The 17,235-nt window shown below is 75.7% G+C and carries 5 protein-coding genes and 1 pseudogene; 4 read left to right on the top strand and 2 right to left on the bottom strand.

Annotated features, from left to right (window positions below; translation table 11 throughout):
• Positions 1–103: 103 nt before the first annotated feature.
• Positions 104–10,366 (top strand): annotated as a pseudogene (locus ACFU9E_RS23850) (type I polyketide synthase); the annotation flags it as partial.
• Positions 10,367–10,434: 68 nt separating this feature from the next.
• Positions 10,435–11,187, top strand: coding sequence for a thioesterase II family protein (locus ACFU9E_RS23845; protein ID WP_380689588.1), 753 nt, complete (start codon positions 10,435–10,437; stop codon positions 11,185–11,187).
• 81 nt (positions 11,188–11,268) lie between these two features.
• Here ACFU9E_RS23845 and ACFU9E_RS23840 read toward each other — a convergent pair whose 3' ends face one another.
• Positions 11,269–12,030 carry a GPR1/FUN34/YaaH family transporter gene (locus tag ACFU9E_RS23840; RefSeq protein WP_380689590.1) on the bottom strand — a complete coding sequence of 254 codons (762 nt, stop codon included), beginning with the start codon at positions 12,028–12,030 and terminating at the stop codon, positions 11,269–11,271.
• 181 nt (positions 12,031–12,211) lie between these two features.
• Positions 12,212–14,914 carry a glycosyl hydrolase gene (locus tag ACFU9E_RS23835; RefSeq protein WP_380688581.1) on the bottom strand — a complete coding sequence of 901 codons (2,703 nt, stop codon included), beginning with the start codon at positions 14,912–14,914 and terminating at the stop codon, positions 12,212–12,214.
• Positions 14,915–15,360: 446 nt separating this feature from the next.
• On the opposite strand from ACFU9E_RS23835, the gene ACFU9E_RS23830 reads away from it, so the two are divergent.
• Positions 15,361–16,353 (top strand): ABC transporter ATP-binding protein, encoded by a 993-nt coding sequence (locus ACFU9E_RS23830; protein ID WP_380715320.1) that lies wholly within the window; start codon positions 15,361–15,363, stop codon positions 16,351–16,353.
• Positions 16,350–17,183: an ABC transporter permease subunit gene (locus ACFU9E_RS23825; protein ID WP_380715318.1), complete on the top strand. Its 834-nt coding sequence runs from the start codon at positions 16,350–16,352 to the stop codon at positions 17,181–17,183. The genes ACFU9E_RS23830 and ACFU9E_RS23825 overlap by 4 nt, the downstream gene beginning before the upstream one ends.
• Positions 17,184–17,235: the final 52 nt, after the last annotated feature.

Raw genomic sequence — 17,235 nt, 5'->3', positions numbered from 1 at the left:
CCTGCGGCTCCACCGGATCGCAGAACGACGGCACTTCCTGACTCACATGGCGGGTGAACGAGACATGCAGAATGAGCAGAAGCTGCTCGACTACCTCAAGCGCGTGACGGCCGATCTCAAGCAGACCCGGCGCCGGTTGCAGGAGGCCGAGGCCAAGGACCAGGACCCGATCGCCATCGTGGCGATGGGCTGCCGCTACCCCGGGCAGGTCAACAGCCCGGAAGAGCTCTGGCAGTTGGTCGAGCGCGGCGGCGACGCGGTCTCCGGCTTCCCCGACAACCGCGGCTGGGACCTCGACGGGCTCTACGACCCGGACCCGGCCACCCCGGGGAAGTGCTACACCCGGGAGGGCGGATTCCTGCACGGGGCCGGGGAGTTCGACCCCGGCTTCTTCGGGATCTCACCGCGTGAGGCGCTGGCCACCGACCCGCAGCAGCGGCTGCTCCTGGAAGTCGCCTGGGAGACCTTCGAGCGCGCGGGAATCGACCCCGTCTCGGTCAGGGGCTCCAACACCGGCGTCTTCGTCGGCCTCGCCTACCAGGGGTACGCGGGCGACGCCGAGAACGCCCAGGAGCTGGAGGGCTTCCTGCTGACCGGCACGGCGCCGAGCGTCGCCTCCGGCCGGCTCTCCTACACCTTCGGGCTCGAAGGCCCGGCGCTGACCGTGGACACCGCCTGCTCCTCCTCGCTGGTCGCCCTGCACCTGGCGATCCAGGCGCTGCGCCGGCGGGAGTGCACGCTCGCGCTGGCCGGCGGCGCGGCGGTCATGGCGAGCACCGGGATGTTCACCGAGTTCAGCCGTCAGCAGGGCCTCGCCGTGGACGGCCGCTGCAAGTCCTTCGCCGCCGAGGCGGACGGCACGGGCTGGGGCGAGGGCGTCGGCATGCTGCTGGTCGAGCGGCTCTCGGACGCGCGGCGCAACGGGCACCCGGTGCTCGCCGTGGTGCGCGGCAGCGCGGTGAACCAGGACGGCGCCTCCAACGGCCTGACCGCGCCCAACGGCCCCGCCCAGCAGCGGGTGATCCGGCAGGCGCTGGCGAGCGCCGGGCTGTCGGCGGCGGACGTCGACGTGGTGGAGGCGCACGGCACGGGCACCACGCTGGGCGACCCGATCGAGGCGCAGGCGCTGCTGGCGACCTACGGCCAGGACCGGTCCGGGGAACGTCCGCTGTGGCTGGGCTCGTTGAAGTCCAACATCGGTCACACCCAGGCGGCGGCCGGGGTCGGCGGCATCATCAAGATGGTCCAGGCGCTCCGGCACGAGGTGCTGCCCAGGACCCTGCACGCGGAGCGGCCGTCCCCGCACATCGACTGGTCGACCGGGGCGGTGCGACTGCTGACCGAGCCGGTGGCCTGGCCGGCGGGCGAGCGTCCGCGGCGCGCCGCCGTCTCCTCCTTCGGTGTCAGCGGCACCAACGCGCACACCATCATCGAGCAGGCCCCGGCCGTCCCCGTGGCGGACGACGACCCGTCGGCCGGCTCCGCGCCGGTGCCCGCCCCGCCGGTGGCGAGGCCGCTGCCCTGGGTGGTCTCCGCGCGCAGCCGGGCCGCCCTGCGCGGGCAGGCGGAGCGGCTGCTCTCGCACGTGACCGGCCTGCCCGACGTCCGGCCGGTCGACGTCGCCCACACCTTGGCGACCTCGCGGGCCGCGCTGGAGCACCGTGCCGTGGTGGTCGGCTCGGACCTCGTCGAACTCCTCGACGGCGTCCGGGCGGTGGCCGCGGGGACCGCGGCGCCGCACGTGGTCCAGGGGGTGACCGGCCGGGACGGCGGGCCGGCGTTCCTGTTCTCGGGGCAGGGGAGTCAGCGGCCGGGGATGGGGCGTGAGCTGCACGCGTCGTTCCCGGTGTTCGCGGCGGCTTTCGACGAGGTCTGCGCGCATCTGGACGTCCACCTCGAACGGCCGTTGCGTGAGGTGGTGTTCGGCGAGGACGCGGAGCTGTTGAACCGGACGGAGTTCACCCAGCCGGCGTTGTTCGCGGTGGAGGTGGCGCTGTTCCGGCTGGTGGAGTCGTGGGGCGTGCGGGCGGACTTCCTTGCCGGGCACTCGATCGGCGAGTTCGCCGCCGTCCACGTGGCCGGTGTCCTCTCGCTGGCCGACGCTGCCGAACTGGTTGTGGCACGCGGCCGGTTGATGCAGGAGTTGCCGCCCGGCGGCGCGATGGTGGCGGTCCGGGCCGCCGAGCACGAGGTGGTGCCGCTGCTGGCCGGCCGTGAGGACCTGGTGGGTATCGCTGCGGTCAACGGCCCGTCCTCGGTGGTCCTTTCGGGTGCCGAGGACGCCGTGGCGGAGGTCGCCGAGCTGCTCGCGGCCGACGGCCGCCGCACGCATCGGCTCGCTGTCTCGCACGCCTTCCATTCGCCGCTGATGGAGCCGATGCTGGCCCGCTTCCGCGAGGTCGCGCAGCGTGTCACCTTCACCGAGCCGACCCGCCCGATCGTCTCCACCCTCACCGGAAACCTTCTCACCGCCTCGGAGCTGGCCGACCCCGACTACTGGGTGCGCCACGTCCGCCAGGCCGTCCGGTTCGCCGACGCCGTGAAGACCCTGGAAGGCCAGGGAACGACGGCGTTCCTGGAGGTCGGCCCCGGCGGCCTGACCCCGATGGTCCAGGAGGCCCTGGCCGACACGGACGCCGTCGCCGTCCCGGCCCTGCGTGCCGACCGCGCCGAGGCCGAGGCCTTCACCACCGCCCTCGCCCGGCTCCACACCCACGGCATCACCCTCGACTGGGAGGCCGTTCTCGCCGGCACCGACGCCCGCCGGATCGACCTGCCGACCTACGCCTTCCAGCGCGAGTCGTACTGGCTGGAGTCGGCCGCCCGCGAGCAGCGCGAGCAGTCGGCGGCGGACCACTGGGAGTACGAGGTCACCTGGACCCCGCTGCCGGACGCGACGGACGCCACGGACGCCGAGCCCCTCACGGCCCAGGGACGCTGGCTGCTCCTGACGCCCACCGACACGGGCGCGCGGGCCACCGGCGACGCGCTGCAGGCGGCCCTGGCGGCACGAGGCGCGCAGGTCGCACGACTGGAGGTCGACGAGTCCGCGGACCGCGGGACCCTCGCCGCCCGCCTGCGCGAGGCCGCCGACGGCGGGACGCCGCCGCGCACCGTCGTCTCGCTGCTGGCCCTGGGCGACGACCGGGGGAGCGCGGCGGCGGACGCCGCACTGCCCGCCGGCGTGGCGCCGACCCTCACCCTGGTGCAGGCCCTGGGCGACGCGGACGTCGAGGCGCCGCTCTGGTGCGTGACCCGGGGCGCGGTCTCCGTCGGCGGGTCCGACGAGCCGACCGATCCGGCCCGGGCACAGATCTGGGGCCTCGGCCGGGTCGCCGCCCTGGAGCACCCCGACCGCTGGGGCGGCCTGGTCGACCTGCCGTCGGACGCCGACGCGCGGGCGCTGACCCGGCTGGTCGCCGTCCTCACGGCGGACGGCGACGAGGACCAGGTGGCCGTCCGCGCCGACGCCGTCCTGGCCCGGCGGCTGACCCGCCTCACGCCCACCGCACAGCCCGCCGACGGCCCGTCCGCCGCACGGCCTGCCGACGGGTGGACGCCGCGCGGCACCGTCCTGGTCACCGGCGGCACCGGCGCGCTCGGCGGCCACGTCGCCCGCTGGCTGGCCGGCCGCGGCGCCGAGCACCTGGTGCTGACCAGCCGGCGCGGCCCCGCAGCCCCGGGCGCGGACGAGCTGCGCGCCGAGCTGGAGGCCGCCGGCGCCCGCGTGACGATCGCCGCCTGCGACGTGACGGACCGGGAGGCGCTGGCGCGGCTGCTGGCCGGACTCCCGGCGGAGCACCCGCTGACCGCCGTGGTCCACACGGCCGGCGTCGACACCGCGGCGATGCTCGCCGACACCGACCCGGCGGCCTTCGCCGCCGTGGTCGCGGCGAAGGCCGCCGGCGCGGCCCATCTGGACGAGCTGCTGGGCGGGCGCGAGCTGGACGCGTTCGTGCTCTTCTCCTCGATCGCCGGGGTCTGGGGCGGCGGCGGCCAGGGCGCGTACAGCGCCGCGAACGCCCACCTGGACGCGCTGGCCCAGGCGCGCCGGGCCCGCGGTCTGGCGGCCACCGCCGTCGCCTGGGGCCCGTGGGCCGAGTCGGGCATGGCCGGTTCCGCCGAGGTCGCCGACGGCCTGCGCCGGCGGGGCCTGCGGCCGATGGCGCCGGACGCCGCGATCGCCGCGCTGGCCGGGTTGCTGGAGCGCGGCGAGACCGCCGTGACCGTGGCCGACGTCGCGTGGGAGCGGTTCGCGCCCGCGTTCACCGTGGCCCGCCCCGGCCCGCTGCTGGCGGACCTGCCGGAGGCCCGGGCGGCCCTGAGGACGGCCGCCGAAGCACGCCCCGACGACCTCTCCGAGGAGGCCGCCGGGCTGCGCCGCACCCTCGCCACCGCCGAGCCCGCCGAGCGGGACCGCACCCTGGTGGAGCTGGTCCGCGCCGAGGCGGCCGCCGTGCTCGGGCTGCGCGGTCCCCACCTGGTCGAACCCGGCCGGCCGTTCCGGGAGCTTGGCTTCGACTCGCTGACCGCCGTGGAGCTGCGCGACCGGCTGACCCGGGTCACCGGGGTGCGGCTGTCCACCACCGTGGTGTTCGACCACCCCACGGCCGTCGCGCTGGCGGGCCTGCTGCTGGTCGAACTGCTGGGCTCGGCCCCCGAGTCCGACGCCGGCGACGGGCACAGCGACGGGACCGTGCGCGCCGACGACGAGCCGATCGCGATCGTGGCGATGAGCTGCCGCTACCCCGGGGGCGTGCGCAGCCCCGAGGACCTGTGGCAGCTGGTGGCGGCGGAGACCGACGCGATGTCGGCGTTCCCCGCCAACCGCGGCTGGGACCTGGACGCGCTCTACCACCCGGACCCCGACCACCCGGGCACCACCTACGCGCGCTCCGGCGGCTTCCTCCACGACATGCCCGACTTCGACGCCGCCTTCTTCGGCATCTCGCCGCGCGAGGCGGTGGCGATGGACCCGCAGCAGCGCCTGCTGCTGGAGACCTCCTGGGAACTGTTCGAGCGGGCGGGGATCGACCCGACGACGGTACGCGGCAGTTCCACCGGCGTGTTCGTCGGCACCGGCTACCAGGACTACCTCCAGCGCGGCCTGGAGGTCTCGGAGGACGTGGTGGGCTACCTGGGCACCGGCAACGCGGCCAGCGTGGTGTCGGGGCGGATCTCCTACACCTTCGGCCTGGAGGGCCCGGCCGTCACGGTGGACACCGCCTGCTCCTCCTCGCTGGTGGCCCTGCACATGGCCGTCCAGTCGCTGCGCCAGGGCGAGTGCACGATGGCGCTGGCCGGCGGCGTCACGGTGATGTCCAACTCCGGCGCGTTCGTGGAGTTCGGCCGCCAGCGCGCGCTCGCCGCCGACGGCCGCTGCAAGGCCTTCGCGGCGGCGGCGGACGGCACCGGCTGGGGTGAGGGCGTCGGCCTGCTGCTCGTGGAGCGGCTCTCGGACGCCGAGCGCAACGGTCACCGCGTGCTGGCGGTGGTGCGCGGCAGCGCGATCAACCAGGACGGCGCGTCCAACGGCCTGACCGCCCCGAACGGTCCCGCCCAGCAGCGGGTGATCCGCCGGGCGCTGGCCGGCGCCGGCCTGAGCGCGGACCAGGTCGACGTGGTGGAGGCGCACGGCACGGGCACCACGCTGGGCGACCCGATCGAGGCGCAGGCGCTGCTGGCGACCTACGGCCAGGACCGGCCCGGGGAACGTCCGCTGTGGCTGGGCTCGTTGAAGTCCAACATCGGTCACACCCAGGCGGCGGCCGGGGTCGGCGGCATCATCAAGATGGTCCAGGCGCTGCGGCACGGGCTGCTGCCGAAGACCCTGCACGTCGACGAGCCCACCCCGCACGTCGACTGGTCGGCCGGGGCGGTGCGGCTGCTGACCGAGGCCGTCGACTGGCCGGAGCGGGACCGGCCCCGCCGGGCCGGCGTCTCCTCCTTCGGGATGAGCGGCACCAACGCCCATGTGATCATCGAGGAGCCTCCCGTCGCGCGCCCGGCCCCGTCGGCCGGCACCCCCGCACCCGTTCCGGCGGCCGAGGCCGTCGCGCGCCAGGTGCCGCTGGAGCCGGTGGCGGTGGCCCTGCCGCTGGCCGCCCGGACGGTCGGTGCGCTGGAGGAGCAGGCGGCCTCGCTCGCCTCGCTGCTGCGCGCCCGGCCCGAGCTGCGCGTCCAGGACCTCGGCCACTCGCTGGCCACCACGCGCTCGGCCTTCGAGCAGCGGGCGGTCGTGGTGGGCGCCGACCGGGCGGAGCTGACCGCCGGGCTGGAGGCGCTGGCGAGCGGCGGCTCCGATCGCCTGGTCGCGCGCGGGACCGCCGGCGGCGAGCCGAAGGCGGTGTTCGTCTTCCCCGGCCAGGGCTCCCAGTGGTCCGGCATGGCCGTCGAGCTGCTCGGCGGCTCCCCGGTGTTCCGGGACAGCGTCGCCGCCTGCTCCCGGGCGCTGGCCCCGTTCGTCGACTGGCGGGTGGAGGACGTGCTGCGCGAGGCACCCGGCGCGCCCGGGTTCGACCGGATCGACGTGGTCCAGCCGGTGCTCTGGGCCGTCATGGTGTCGCTCGCCGAGCTGTGGCGCTCGTGCGGGGTGCGGCCCGCCGCCGTGGTGGGGCACTCGCAGGGCGAGATCGCGGCCGCCTGCTGCGCGGGCGCGCTGTCGCTGGAGGACGGCGCGCGGATCGTGGCGCTGCGCAGCCGGCTGCTCGCCAGGCTGCCGGGCGGCATGGTCTCGGTGCCGCTGCCGGAGGCGGAGACCGCCGGGCGCCTGGAGCGGTGGCAGGGGCGGCTGAGCATCGCCGCGGTCAACGGCCCGCGCAGCGTGGTGGTCGCCGGCGACCTCGACGCCGTGGACGAGCTGCTGGCCGCCTGCGAGGCCGAGGGGGTGGCGGCCAAGCGCGTCCGGGTCGACTGCCCCTCGCACTGCCCCCAGGTCGAGGTCCTGCGCGAGGAACTCGCCGGCATGCTCGCCGGGATCACCCCGAAGGCGCCGGTCGTGCCCTTCCACTCCACCGTCACCGGCGAGCTGATCGAGGGCGCGGTACTGGACGCCGAGTACTGGTACCGCAACCTGCGCCGCACCGTGCGGTTCGAGCAGGCCACCCGGCTGCTGCTGGACGACGGTCACCAGGTCTTCGTCGAGGTCAGCCCGCACCCGGTGCTGGCCTTCGGCCTCCAGGAGACCATCGACGCCGTCACCCAGGAGGAGGACCGGGCGCGGACCGCCGGCGCGCGGCGCGGCCTGCCACCGGTCGTGGTGCCCACCCTGCGGCGCCGCGACGGCGGCCCCCGGCGCTTCCTGACCTCGCTGGGCGAGGCGCAGGCCAACGGCGTGCGGCCCGACTGGTCCGCGGTCTTCGCCGGCTGGGACGCCCGGCAGGTGGACCTGCCGACCTACCCCTTCCAGCGTCGGCGCTACTGGCTGGAGGCGGCGGCCGGCCGGCCCGCCGAGTCGGCGGCGGGCCCGGCGGTGGACGCCGAGTTCTGGGCGACCGTCGAGCGCGAGGACCTGGCGGCGCTGGCCGGGGACCTCGGGCTGGCGGAGGACGCCACGCTGCGCTCGGCCCTGCCCGCGCTCTCCTCCTGGCACCGGCGCCGCCGCGAGGAGTCCGCGGCGGACGGCTGGCGGTACCGGATCGACTGGCAGGTGCTCCCGGAGCCGGCGCCGCCCGCGTCGGCCGGGACCTGGCTGGTGCTGCTGCCGCAGGAGCCGGCGGCCGATCCCGCCGTCGAGCTGGTGTTGAACGCCCTGGCCGGGCACGGCGGCGAGGCCGTCCGGTTGACGGTGGCCGACGGCGAGGACCGGGCGGCGCTGGCCGGGCGGCTGCACGAAGCCGCCGACGGCCTCGGCGAGCGCGGCCCCGGCGGCGTGCTGTCGCTGCTCGCGCTCGACCAGCGGCCCCACCCCGACCACCCGGGCCTGTCCCGGGGCCTGGGTGGCACCCTGACGGTGGTGCAGGCGCTCGGCGACGCCGGCGTCCCGGCCCCGCTGTGGTGCGCCACCCGCGCGGCGGTCTCCACCGGCGCCCACGACACCACCGCCCACGACACCGGCGCCCACGACACCACCGCGCTCGACACCGGCGCCCTCGCTCCGTCGCGCGGCACCGCCCAGGCGCAGGTCTGGGCCCTGGGGCGGGTCGCCGCCCTGGAGCTGCCCGCCCGCTGGGGCGGCCTGGTCGACCTGCCCGCCGGCGCCGCGGCCACGGACGGCCGGATCGCCCGCCGCCTGGCCGCCGTGCTCGCCGGAACCACGGCCGAGGACCAGGTCGCGGTGCGGGCCGAGGGGACGTACGCCCGGCGGATGGTGCGGGCCCCGCGCCCGGCCGGCGCCCCCGTCAGGCCCTGGCGGGTGCGCGGCACCGTGCTGGTGACCGGCGGCACCGGCTTCATCGGCGGCCAGGTGGCCCGCGGGCTCGCGGCCGACGGCGCCGAGCACCTGGTGCTGGCCAGTCGCGGCGGGGCCGACGCGGCGGGCGCCGAGCGGCTGCGTGCCGAACTGGAGGCGCTCGGCGCCAAGGTGACGATCACCGCGTGCGACCTGGCCGACCGGGCGGCGGTGGCCGAGCTGGTGGCCTCGCTGGACGACCTGGCGCCGCTCAGCGCCGTGGTGCACGCCGCCGGAGTGGGCGGCGCGCCCGCGCTGCTCGCGGACACCACCGAGGCGGACCTGGCCGCCGTGCTGGGCGCGAAGGCGCTGGGCGCCGCTCACCTGGACGAGCTGCTGGGCGAGCGCCCGCTGGACGCGTTCGTGCTGTTCTCCTCCGGCGCCGCCGCCTGGGGCAGCGGCGCCCAGGCCGGCTACGCGGCCGCCAACGCCTTCGTGGACGCGCTGGCCGAGGACCGCCGCGCCCGCGGGCTGGCCGCCACCTCCATCGCCTGGGGCGCCTGGGGCGGCGGCGGCATGGTCGACGCGGCCGCCGGGGAGCGCCTGCGGCTGCGCGGTCTGGAGCCGATGAGCCCCGAGCCGGCGGTGCTGGCGCTGCGCCGCGCGGTGGAGAACGAGGACACCACACTGGTGGTGGCCGCCGTGGACTGGGAGCGCTTCGTCCCGGGCTTCACCGCGGCCCGGCCCAGCCCGCTGATCGGCGAACTGCCCGAGGTGGCCCGGATGCTCGCCGCCCGGGAGGGCGGGGACACCGCCGAGGACGGTGCCGAGCCGCCGCTGCTGCGCCGGCTGGCCGGGCTGGACGCCACCGAACACGCCTCGGAGATCGTGGAGTTCGTCCGTGGCGAGGCCGCCGCCGTGCTCGGCCACCCCTCGAAGGAGGCGGTCCAGGCCCAGCACGTCTTCCTGGAGCTGGGCTTCGACTCGCTCACCGCGGTCGAGTTCGGCAAGCGGCTCAGCCGGGCCAGCGGCCTGCGGCTGCCGAGCACGCTGGCCTTCGACCACCGCACCCCGGCCGAGGTCGGACGGCGGCTGCTGTCGCTGCTGGCGGAGCGCGGCGGGCCGGAGTCGCCGCAGCCCCGGACCCAGGAGCCCGCGGACCCCCGGGCGCCCCGGGAGTCGGAGTCGCCGGAGTCGCCGGAGTCGCAGGACCTGCTCGTCTCGCTCTACCGCCGGGCCGGCGAACTCGGCCGGATGGCCGAGGGGATCGAGCTGGTCACCGCCGCCGCCCGGCTGCGCCCGGTCTTCACCGCCGCGTCGGCCGCCGACCACCTGCCCACACCGGTGCGCTTCGCGCAGGGCCAGGACGGACCGCAACTCGTCTGCCTGGGGCCGTACATGGCGCCGTCGGGGGTCCACCAGTACGCCCGCTTCGCCGCCGCGTTCGGCGGCCGGCGCGGCATCTGGGCGCTGCCCGAGCCGGGCTTCGTCCCGGGCGAGGCGCTGCCCGAGGACGTCGCCGCGCTGGTCGAGGTGCACACCACGGCCATCGAACGTTCCGTGGGCCGCGGGCCGGTGGTGCTGCTCGGCTACTCCTCCGGCGGCTGGGTCGCGCACGCGGTCGCCTGCCACCTGGAGCGGCTCGGCCGTCCGGTGGCCGGAATCGTCATGCTGGACAGCTTCACCCGGCGCGAGCGGATGGGCGAGCGCTTCCAGTCGGCGGTGGTGGAGGGGCAGTCGGAGCGCTTCGGCTTCGTCTCCGCGCCGAGCACCCAGCTCACCGCGATGGGCGGCTACCTGCGGATCTTCGAGGACTGGGACGCCCCGCGGGCCGTGGCCCCGACGCTGGTGGTCCGGGCCGCGGAGTGGATGGCCCGGGACGACGCGGACACCGACGACCGCCCCGCCGCCCCCGAGCACGCCCAGACCGTGACCGAAGTCTCCGGCAACCACTACACCCTGATGGAGCGTCATGCCGACGAGGCCGCCGCGGCGGTCGACGCGTGGCTGGACGGGATCGGCCCGGTGGGCGAGTGACCACCACCGGCCGCGCGCCCTCCGCCCGCACCCCCCTGCCACCCACGACCGAAGGAACAACACCTCCCGTGAACCCTCCCGTTGACGCCGACCGGTGGATCCGCAGGTTCGACCCGCGCCCGGACGCCGAGGTCCGCCTGGTCTGCCTGCCGCACGCCGGCGGCTCCGCGAGCTTCTTCCTCCCGGTCGCCCGGGCGATGCCGCAGTCCGTGGACGTCCTGTGCGTCCAGTACCCCGGACGCCAGGACCGCCGCACCGAACCGCTGCTCGACACCGTCCCCGAGCTCGCCGACCGGATCGCCGCCGCGCTCCTGCCGTGGATCGACCGGCCGTTGGCGTTCTTCGGCCACAGCCTGGGCGCCACCCTGGCGTTCGAGGTCGCCCGCCGCCTGGAACGGGACAAGGGGCTGGTCGCGGCCGCGCTCTTCGCCTCCGGCCGCCGCGCCCCCTCCACCCATCGCACCGAGACGGTGCACCTGCGCGACGACGACGGCCTGATCGCCGATATGCGCGGTCTCAGCGGCACCGACGCGCGGTTGCTGGGCGACGAGGAGATCCTGCGCATGATCCTGCCCGCCACCCGCGCCGACTACCGGGCCGCCGAGACCTACGTCTACGAGCCCGGCGAGGCCCTGCGCTGCCCGCTGGTCGCCCTGGTCGGCGACGACGACCCCAAGGTCACCGTCGACGAGGCCGCCGCCTGGGCCGACCACACCGAGGACCGCTTCGACCTGCGGGTCTTCCCCGGCGGCCACTTCTACCTGGCCGACCACCAGGCCGCGGTCATCAAGGTGATGACCGACCGCCTGGCCGCCCCCTGAGTGACCGGCCCCCGCGCCACCTGACGGCCCGGAGCGGCACCCCCGCTCCGGGCCGACCGGGGCCCCGCCCCGCGCCGACCGCTACAGGGTCCGGCGCACCCCCGCCTGCGTCTCCAGCCGCCGCAGCTGGCCGGGCAGCGCCGCGTGCATGGCCTCCTGCACGGGACCGCTGCGCCCGATCCACAGCACCTCCTTGCCCCGGAGCTCCTCCAGCAGCAGGGCGTGGGCGGCGTACATCGCGACCGCCGCGAGCAGCATGCCGAACGCCCCGGCGGCCTGGCCCAGCCAGTGCACGCCCGTGACCCCGTGGAGGCCGGCGACGAAGTAGCGCGGTACGGCGATCATCAGGAGCACCCACAGCACCCGCTTGGGCCGCGCCACCGAGGCCATCAGCGCGGCGAAGACCGTGAACGCCAGGTTCATCACCCCCAGCACGTGCGTCCCGCCGTGGGCGTTGCTCGCCATCACCAGGCCGTTGGACAGCCAGGCACCGGCGAAGCCGGCCATCAGCGTCGCGGCGATGACGTCCCGGGCGCCGAACGCGAGGATGCTGACCAGCAGTTGGAGCACGAAGGCGGCGAAGAGGGTGAGCCCCACGGCCTGCCGGTACGCCCCGTCGATCAGGCCGAGCTGAAGGCTGCTGGCCACGGCGGAGGAGATGGCCACCGTGAAGAAGCCCAGCGGCATCGGTGAGGCGATGGGCCGCAGGGTGATCCGTGTCATCGCGTGCAGGTCGGGCGCGGAGCCGCCGCCGGCCTCCGGCGCGTCCGTGCGCGCCGCCGCCCCGGCCACCTCCGGTTCCGGTCCCCGCACCGGGGTCTCCTCCGTCGCCACTGCCGCCATGGTCTCGCTCCCTGCTCTCGGTGCTGCTCGGGTACTCGGCCCACGAGGCTATGGGCGGGTGCGGAGCGGGATTTGCCCCGATGCGTACGGTCGCTGTCGCACCCGTGCAGGGCAGCACGGCGGCCCGGCCCGCGGAGCGTTCGAACGCCCCGCGGGCCGGACCGGGGAAGCGGAGGAGCGGTCAGTCCTCCGTCTCGTCGTAGCGGCCGTGGCCGAGGCGGCGCAGGTCGAAGGACCGGATGCCGCGCCCGAAGGTGGCGGCGTAGAGCTTGCCGTCGGGGCCGGTCCTGAGCTGCTGCACCGCGGTGGTGGGCAGGTTGCGGCCCAGGACGCGCCAGTCGGCGGTGCCGGGGGCGCGGTAGAAGGCGGCGAGGTCGGTGCCGAGGGCCAGGCCGCCGTTGGGCAGGATCCGCACCGAGGTGGCGGGGACGTCGGGCAGGTTGGCCGACACGTCGGTCCAGGTGGCGCCGCCGTCACGGGTCTCGAAGACGTGGCCGACGCCCGCGCCGGGGCCCTCGGTCCAGGTCCGGGAGAAGCCGTTGAAGGCGACGAAGACGTGCTGGGCGTTGCTCTCGTCGACGGCGAAGGAGGAGATGTAGCGGTTCGGCAGCGTGCCCTCGACCGGCAGGTTCAGCTGGTGCCAGCCGGTGCCGTCGGTGTGCCCGACCGCGATGCCGCGGCTGAAGCCCTGGTTGTTGCAGGGGCCGCACCAGCCCGCGTACACGGTCCCGCGGACGGTCGCCACGGCGGTGGCGACGTGGCCCTCGCCCAGGTCGTAGGCGCTGGTCCACTCCTCGCCGCTGCGGATCGCGTAGCCGTTGTGCTGCACCCAGACGTGCCGGCCGCCCGCGATCCAGGTCTTGACGTCCTTCGGGTCGCTGGTGAGCGGCGCGATGAAGCGCGCGGCGTTGCTCTCCTTGTCCGGCGGGGCGACCTCGTAGGAGGTGGCCTTGGCCGGGTCGGTGGTCCAGGCGCCGTTGTTGACGGCGCAGTTCTGGGTGACCCAGACGTCGAGGTAGACGTACTCCTCGGCGATGTTGCAGCCGTTCTCCGGGTCGACGAGGGTGTCGGCGCCGTCGCCGCCGAAGTTGGAACCCATCACCTTGTCGCGGGCGCGCAGGACGGACTCCCCGTTGTCCTGCAGGCCGCCGCTGACGATCACGCCCCGGCCCGAGCGGTCCGCCGGGTCCTTGCCGACGCCGACCGAGTAGTACTGAAGGGTGTCGATGGTGCCGTCGGCCAGGGACTTCCAGTCCGTGGCGTGGCCGGAGGCGTCGGCAGCGCCGTCGACCGGGCGGCTGTAGACGCCGCCGTCGTTGCCGACGTACACGGTGGGCCTGCCCTTGTCCGTGCCGATGGCGACGGCGTGCTGGTCGGAGTGGGTGGTCGGCGAGCAGTCGCCGGTCTGCTTGGCCGGGTCGATGCTCCAGCAGGGGAAGCCGAAGTTCCAGTACGGGCCCGGGACGGTCCAGGAGGAGCCGCCGTTCCTGCTCTCGAAGACCTCCTCCAGGCCCGCGTAGACGTGCTCCGGGTCGGCCGGGTCGACCTGCAGGAACTGGTTGTACCAGGCCTGGATGCCGGGCTGGTAGCCCTCGCCCTGGAGCGCGGAGCCGGAGTTCTTGAGCTTGTCCTTGTCCGCGATCAGGGTCCACGGCCCGAACGGGGAGCCGGACCGGGAGACGTAGACGCCCTTGAGGCCGGTGTCCGGGTCGCTCGCCGCGACCGCCGGGGACTGGTCGATGGCGTAGTAGCGGGAGCCGTCCGCGGAGGCGGCGAAGGTCACGTTGCCGACGTTCGCGGCGTCGGTGGGCAGCTCGCCGAGCGAGCCGATCCGCTGCCAGCTGCCGTCGGCGGCCTTGCCGTAGAAGCCGTTGTAGGTGTCGCCGCCGCGCCAGCCGACGGCGAGGACGACCTTGGACGGGTCCTTGGGGTCGACGGCGATGTCGTTGGCGATGTTCCGGTACGGCGCGGACGGGTCGGAGGCCTTCGAACCGCCGGGCAGGTACTCGGGGTTGGGGGCGAACTCCAGGGTCCACGGGCCGGACAGGTCGGTCGTCGAGTGGCTCCAGACGCCCCGGCTGGTGGCCGCCCACACCTTGGCGCCGCCGAACCGCAGCGCGTGGATGACGGTCGACTCCAGTTCGGCGCCGCCGACCCGGTCGCCGGGCTGGAACTCGCCGTGCGCGGGGTCGGCGAGCACGTAGACGCCGGTGCCGACGTACGAGGTGGCGCCGGTGTTGGACTCGCCGGTGGCGTACCAGAGGCGTCCGCCGGCGTCCAGGTCCAGGGTGCCGGTGGAGAGCGACGGGAGGCGGTCCGAGATGGACTGCCACTGGCCGCCGCCGGTGCGGGAGCGGAACACCCCGCCGTTGGCGCCGCCCGCGTAGACGTGGCCGTCGGCGTCGGCGGCGATCCCGGTGATCCGGCCGGTCACGTGGCCGGAGCCGCCGCTGGAGTTGGAGTTGACGTCGCGGTAGCGCGGGTCGTCGGAGTTGTAGGGCTTGTCGGTGACGTGGTCCCAGGTGCCGCCGGTGTGCGGCAGCGACTGGAGCTGGGCCCAGGCCGCGCCGTAGGCGCCGGGCGCGACCACGCCGGGCGCGGTGCGGGCCTCGGTGTACTGCGCGGTGCCCTCGGCGGAGTTCTCCGCCTCGTCGCCCTCGTCCTCGCCGGGCGTCGCGGACCCGGCGGTGAGCGACGGGCCGGTGGCGCCGGCGCCCCGGACCTTCTGCGCGTGCTTCTGCCCGATCTCGGCCTGGTGCCGGGCCTGGTGCGGACGCTGTCCGGGCGTGTCGGGCGGCGCGGCGAGCGCCTGGGTGGTGGTCAGCCCCAGGGCCGTCAGTGTGACGGCGCTCAGCAGAAGCTTGCTACGTCGCCTCTTGGGCACGTGAAGTCCTCTCCGTGCGGAGCCGGCGGCGCGGTCGCGCCTTCCGGCGGAAACAGTGCGAAAGCCTGGTGCTTCTGCCGCCGCCGAGGAAGGCAGGTGAGCCTAAAGACTTATTAAAAGCATTACTGTTCAAGGCGATTGCATTCACCGAATGAACCGCATGAGGCTTCGTCGGCGGGCCACAGGCTAACCGGGCCGCCCCGGACACCTGCCGTCCCGCGCCCGACGGCGCCCCGCCGTCCCACCACCGGACGCGCCGCCACCCGGTACCACCGGCCCGCCACCCGGTACCACCGGCCCGGCGGGCTGGGCCGTTCGGCCCGTGCGCGCGGGCCGGGTGCGGGGCAGGGTGGGGGAGCGGCAGTCCGGTTCGCGGCGGCCCGGCGCGGGAACCATGGAGCCGCGCTCATCACGGGAGGTGGAGCATGTCCGCTGAGGGTACGGCGGTGATCGAGCTCAGATCGCTGACCAAGCGCTACGGGCGCAGCGTCGGCGTCGACGGCCTGGACCTCGACATCGGCGCGGGCGAGGTGTTCGGTCTGCTCGGGCCCAACGGCGCGGGGAAGACCACCACGCTGCGCTGCCTGGTCGGGCTGCTGAAGCCGAGTGCCGGCGCGGTCCGGGTGCTGGGCCTGGACCCGGTGGCCGACCACCGCCGGGTGTCGCCGTCCATCGGCTACCTCCCGGGCGAGCTGCGGCTCTACCCCGAACTCACCGGCCGCCAGACGCTGGACCTGCTGGCGAACCTCCAGGGCGCGAGCGCGCCGCGGCAGGCCGAGCTCTGCGCCCGGCTGAAGCTGAGCCGGGCCGACCTGGACAAGACGGTGGGGGCGTACTCGCGGGGCATGAAGCAGAAGCTGGGCCTCGTCCAGGCGCTGCAGCACCGGCCGGCCCTCACCGTGCTCGACGAGCCCACCGAGGGGCTGGACCCGCTGGTCCAGGAGGTCTTCTTCGAACTCCTCGCCGAGGAGACCGCGGCCGGCCGTACGGTGCTGCTCTCCAGCCACGTCCTGCCCGAGGTGCAGCGGGCCTGCGGCCGGGTGGCGATCATCCGCGGCGGGCGGCTGGTCGCCGTCCAGTCGGTGGCCGCCCTGCGGCAGGCCCGGGCCCGGAGGATCCGGCTGGTGCTGACCGACGGGCGGGGCGAGCGGCCGCTGGGCGCGGCCGAGCGCTGGTCCCCGCGCTGGGACGGCTCGCGGGTGGAGCTCCTGGTGCCGCCGGACGACGTCGTACGGGCGGTCCGCGAACTGCTCGCGGCCCTGCCGGTCGGCGACCTCACCGTCGAGGAGGCCGGTCTGGACGAGGCCTTCCTCGACCTCTACCGCACCCGCGAGGAGCCGGAGGACCCGCCCGCGCCGCCCGGTCCGTCCGGACCACCCGCGGTGCCCGGCACCGACGCCCACAGCGGCACCGGCACCGACCCGGAGCAGCGGTCATGAGCCGGGCCACCGTCAGCCGACGGCTTCCCCTGGTCTGGCTCGCCCTGCACCGCCGCCGCCGGATGCTGCTCTCACTGGTGTTCGGCATGGTCGTCTTCGAGGCCCTGATCGTCGTGATCACCGGGACCGTGCCGCCCACCGACCTGTTCGGCGGCGGGAAGAACCCGCCGGACGCCTTCAAGGCGTTCAGCGGCTCCAACGGGGACGTCTCCATCGCCAGCTACGCCGGCCTGCTCGGCGCCGGACTCACCCACCCGTTCTGGATCGCGCTCCAGCTGACCGCGATCGGAGCGCTGGGCGCGGCCGCCGTCGCCGCCGACGTCGAGTCCGGCACCATCGAGCTGCTGATGACCCGCCCGGTCTCCCGCCGCCGGCTGCTGGCCGAGCGCACCGCCGCGCTCGCCGCCGCCTCCGTCCTGCTGAACGCGGCGGCCACCGCCACGGTGGCGCTCGGGGTCGCGCTCTCGGCCGACCTGCGGGCCGCCGTCCCGATCGGCGGGGTGTTCGCCGCGGGACTGCTCGGGTGCGGCTTCACGCTCTGCCTGACCGGGCCGGTGCTGGCCGTCTCGGCGGTGAGCCGGCGCCGGGCGCACGTGATCGGGGCCGCCGTCGCGTTCGGCGCGGTCGGCTTCGCGCTCAACTTCGTGGCCCTCGCCTGGGAGCCGGCCGCGCCGCTGCGCTACCTCAGCCCCTTCCACTACTACACGCCCGGCGACGCGCTGGCCCACGGGACCGTCCCCTGGTCCTCGCTCGCCGTCCTCTGCGGCGTGGGCGTGGCCGGGCTGGTCGCCGCCTTCGCCCTGCTGGATCGCCGCGACCTGGCGATCTGAGGGTTCGCCACCGCCGGAGGGCGGGCGCCGCACCGGTCGGCCGCACCGGTCG

The organism is Kitasatospora sp. NPDC057595 (assembly GCF_042800875.1).
Lineage (GTDB): Bacteria > Actinomycetota > Actinomycetes > Streptomycetales > Streptomycetaceae > Kitasatospora.
The sequence above is the reverse complement of the archived record's forward strand: the minus strand, read 5'-3'. Positions and strand labels throughout refer to the sequence as shown.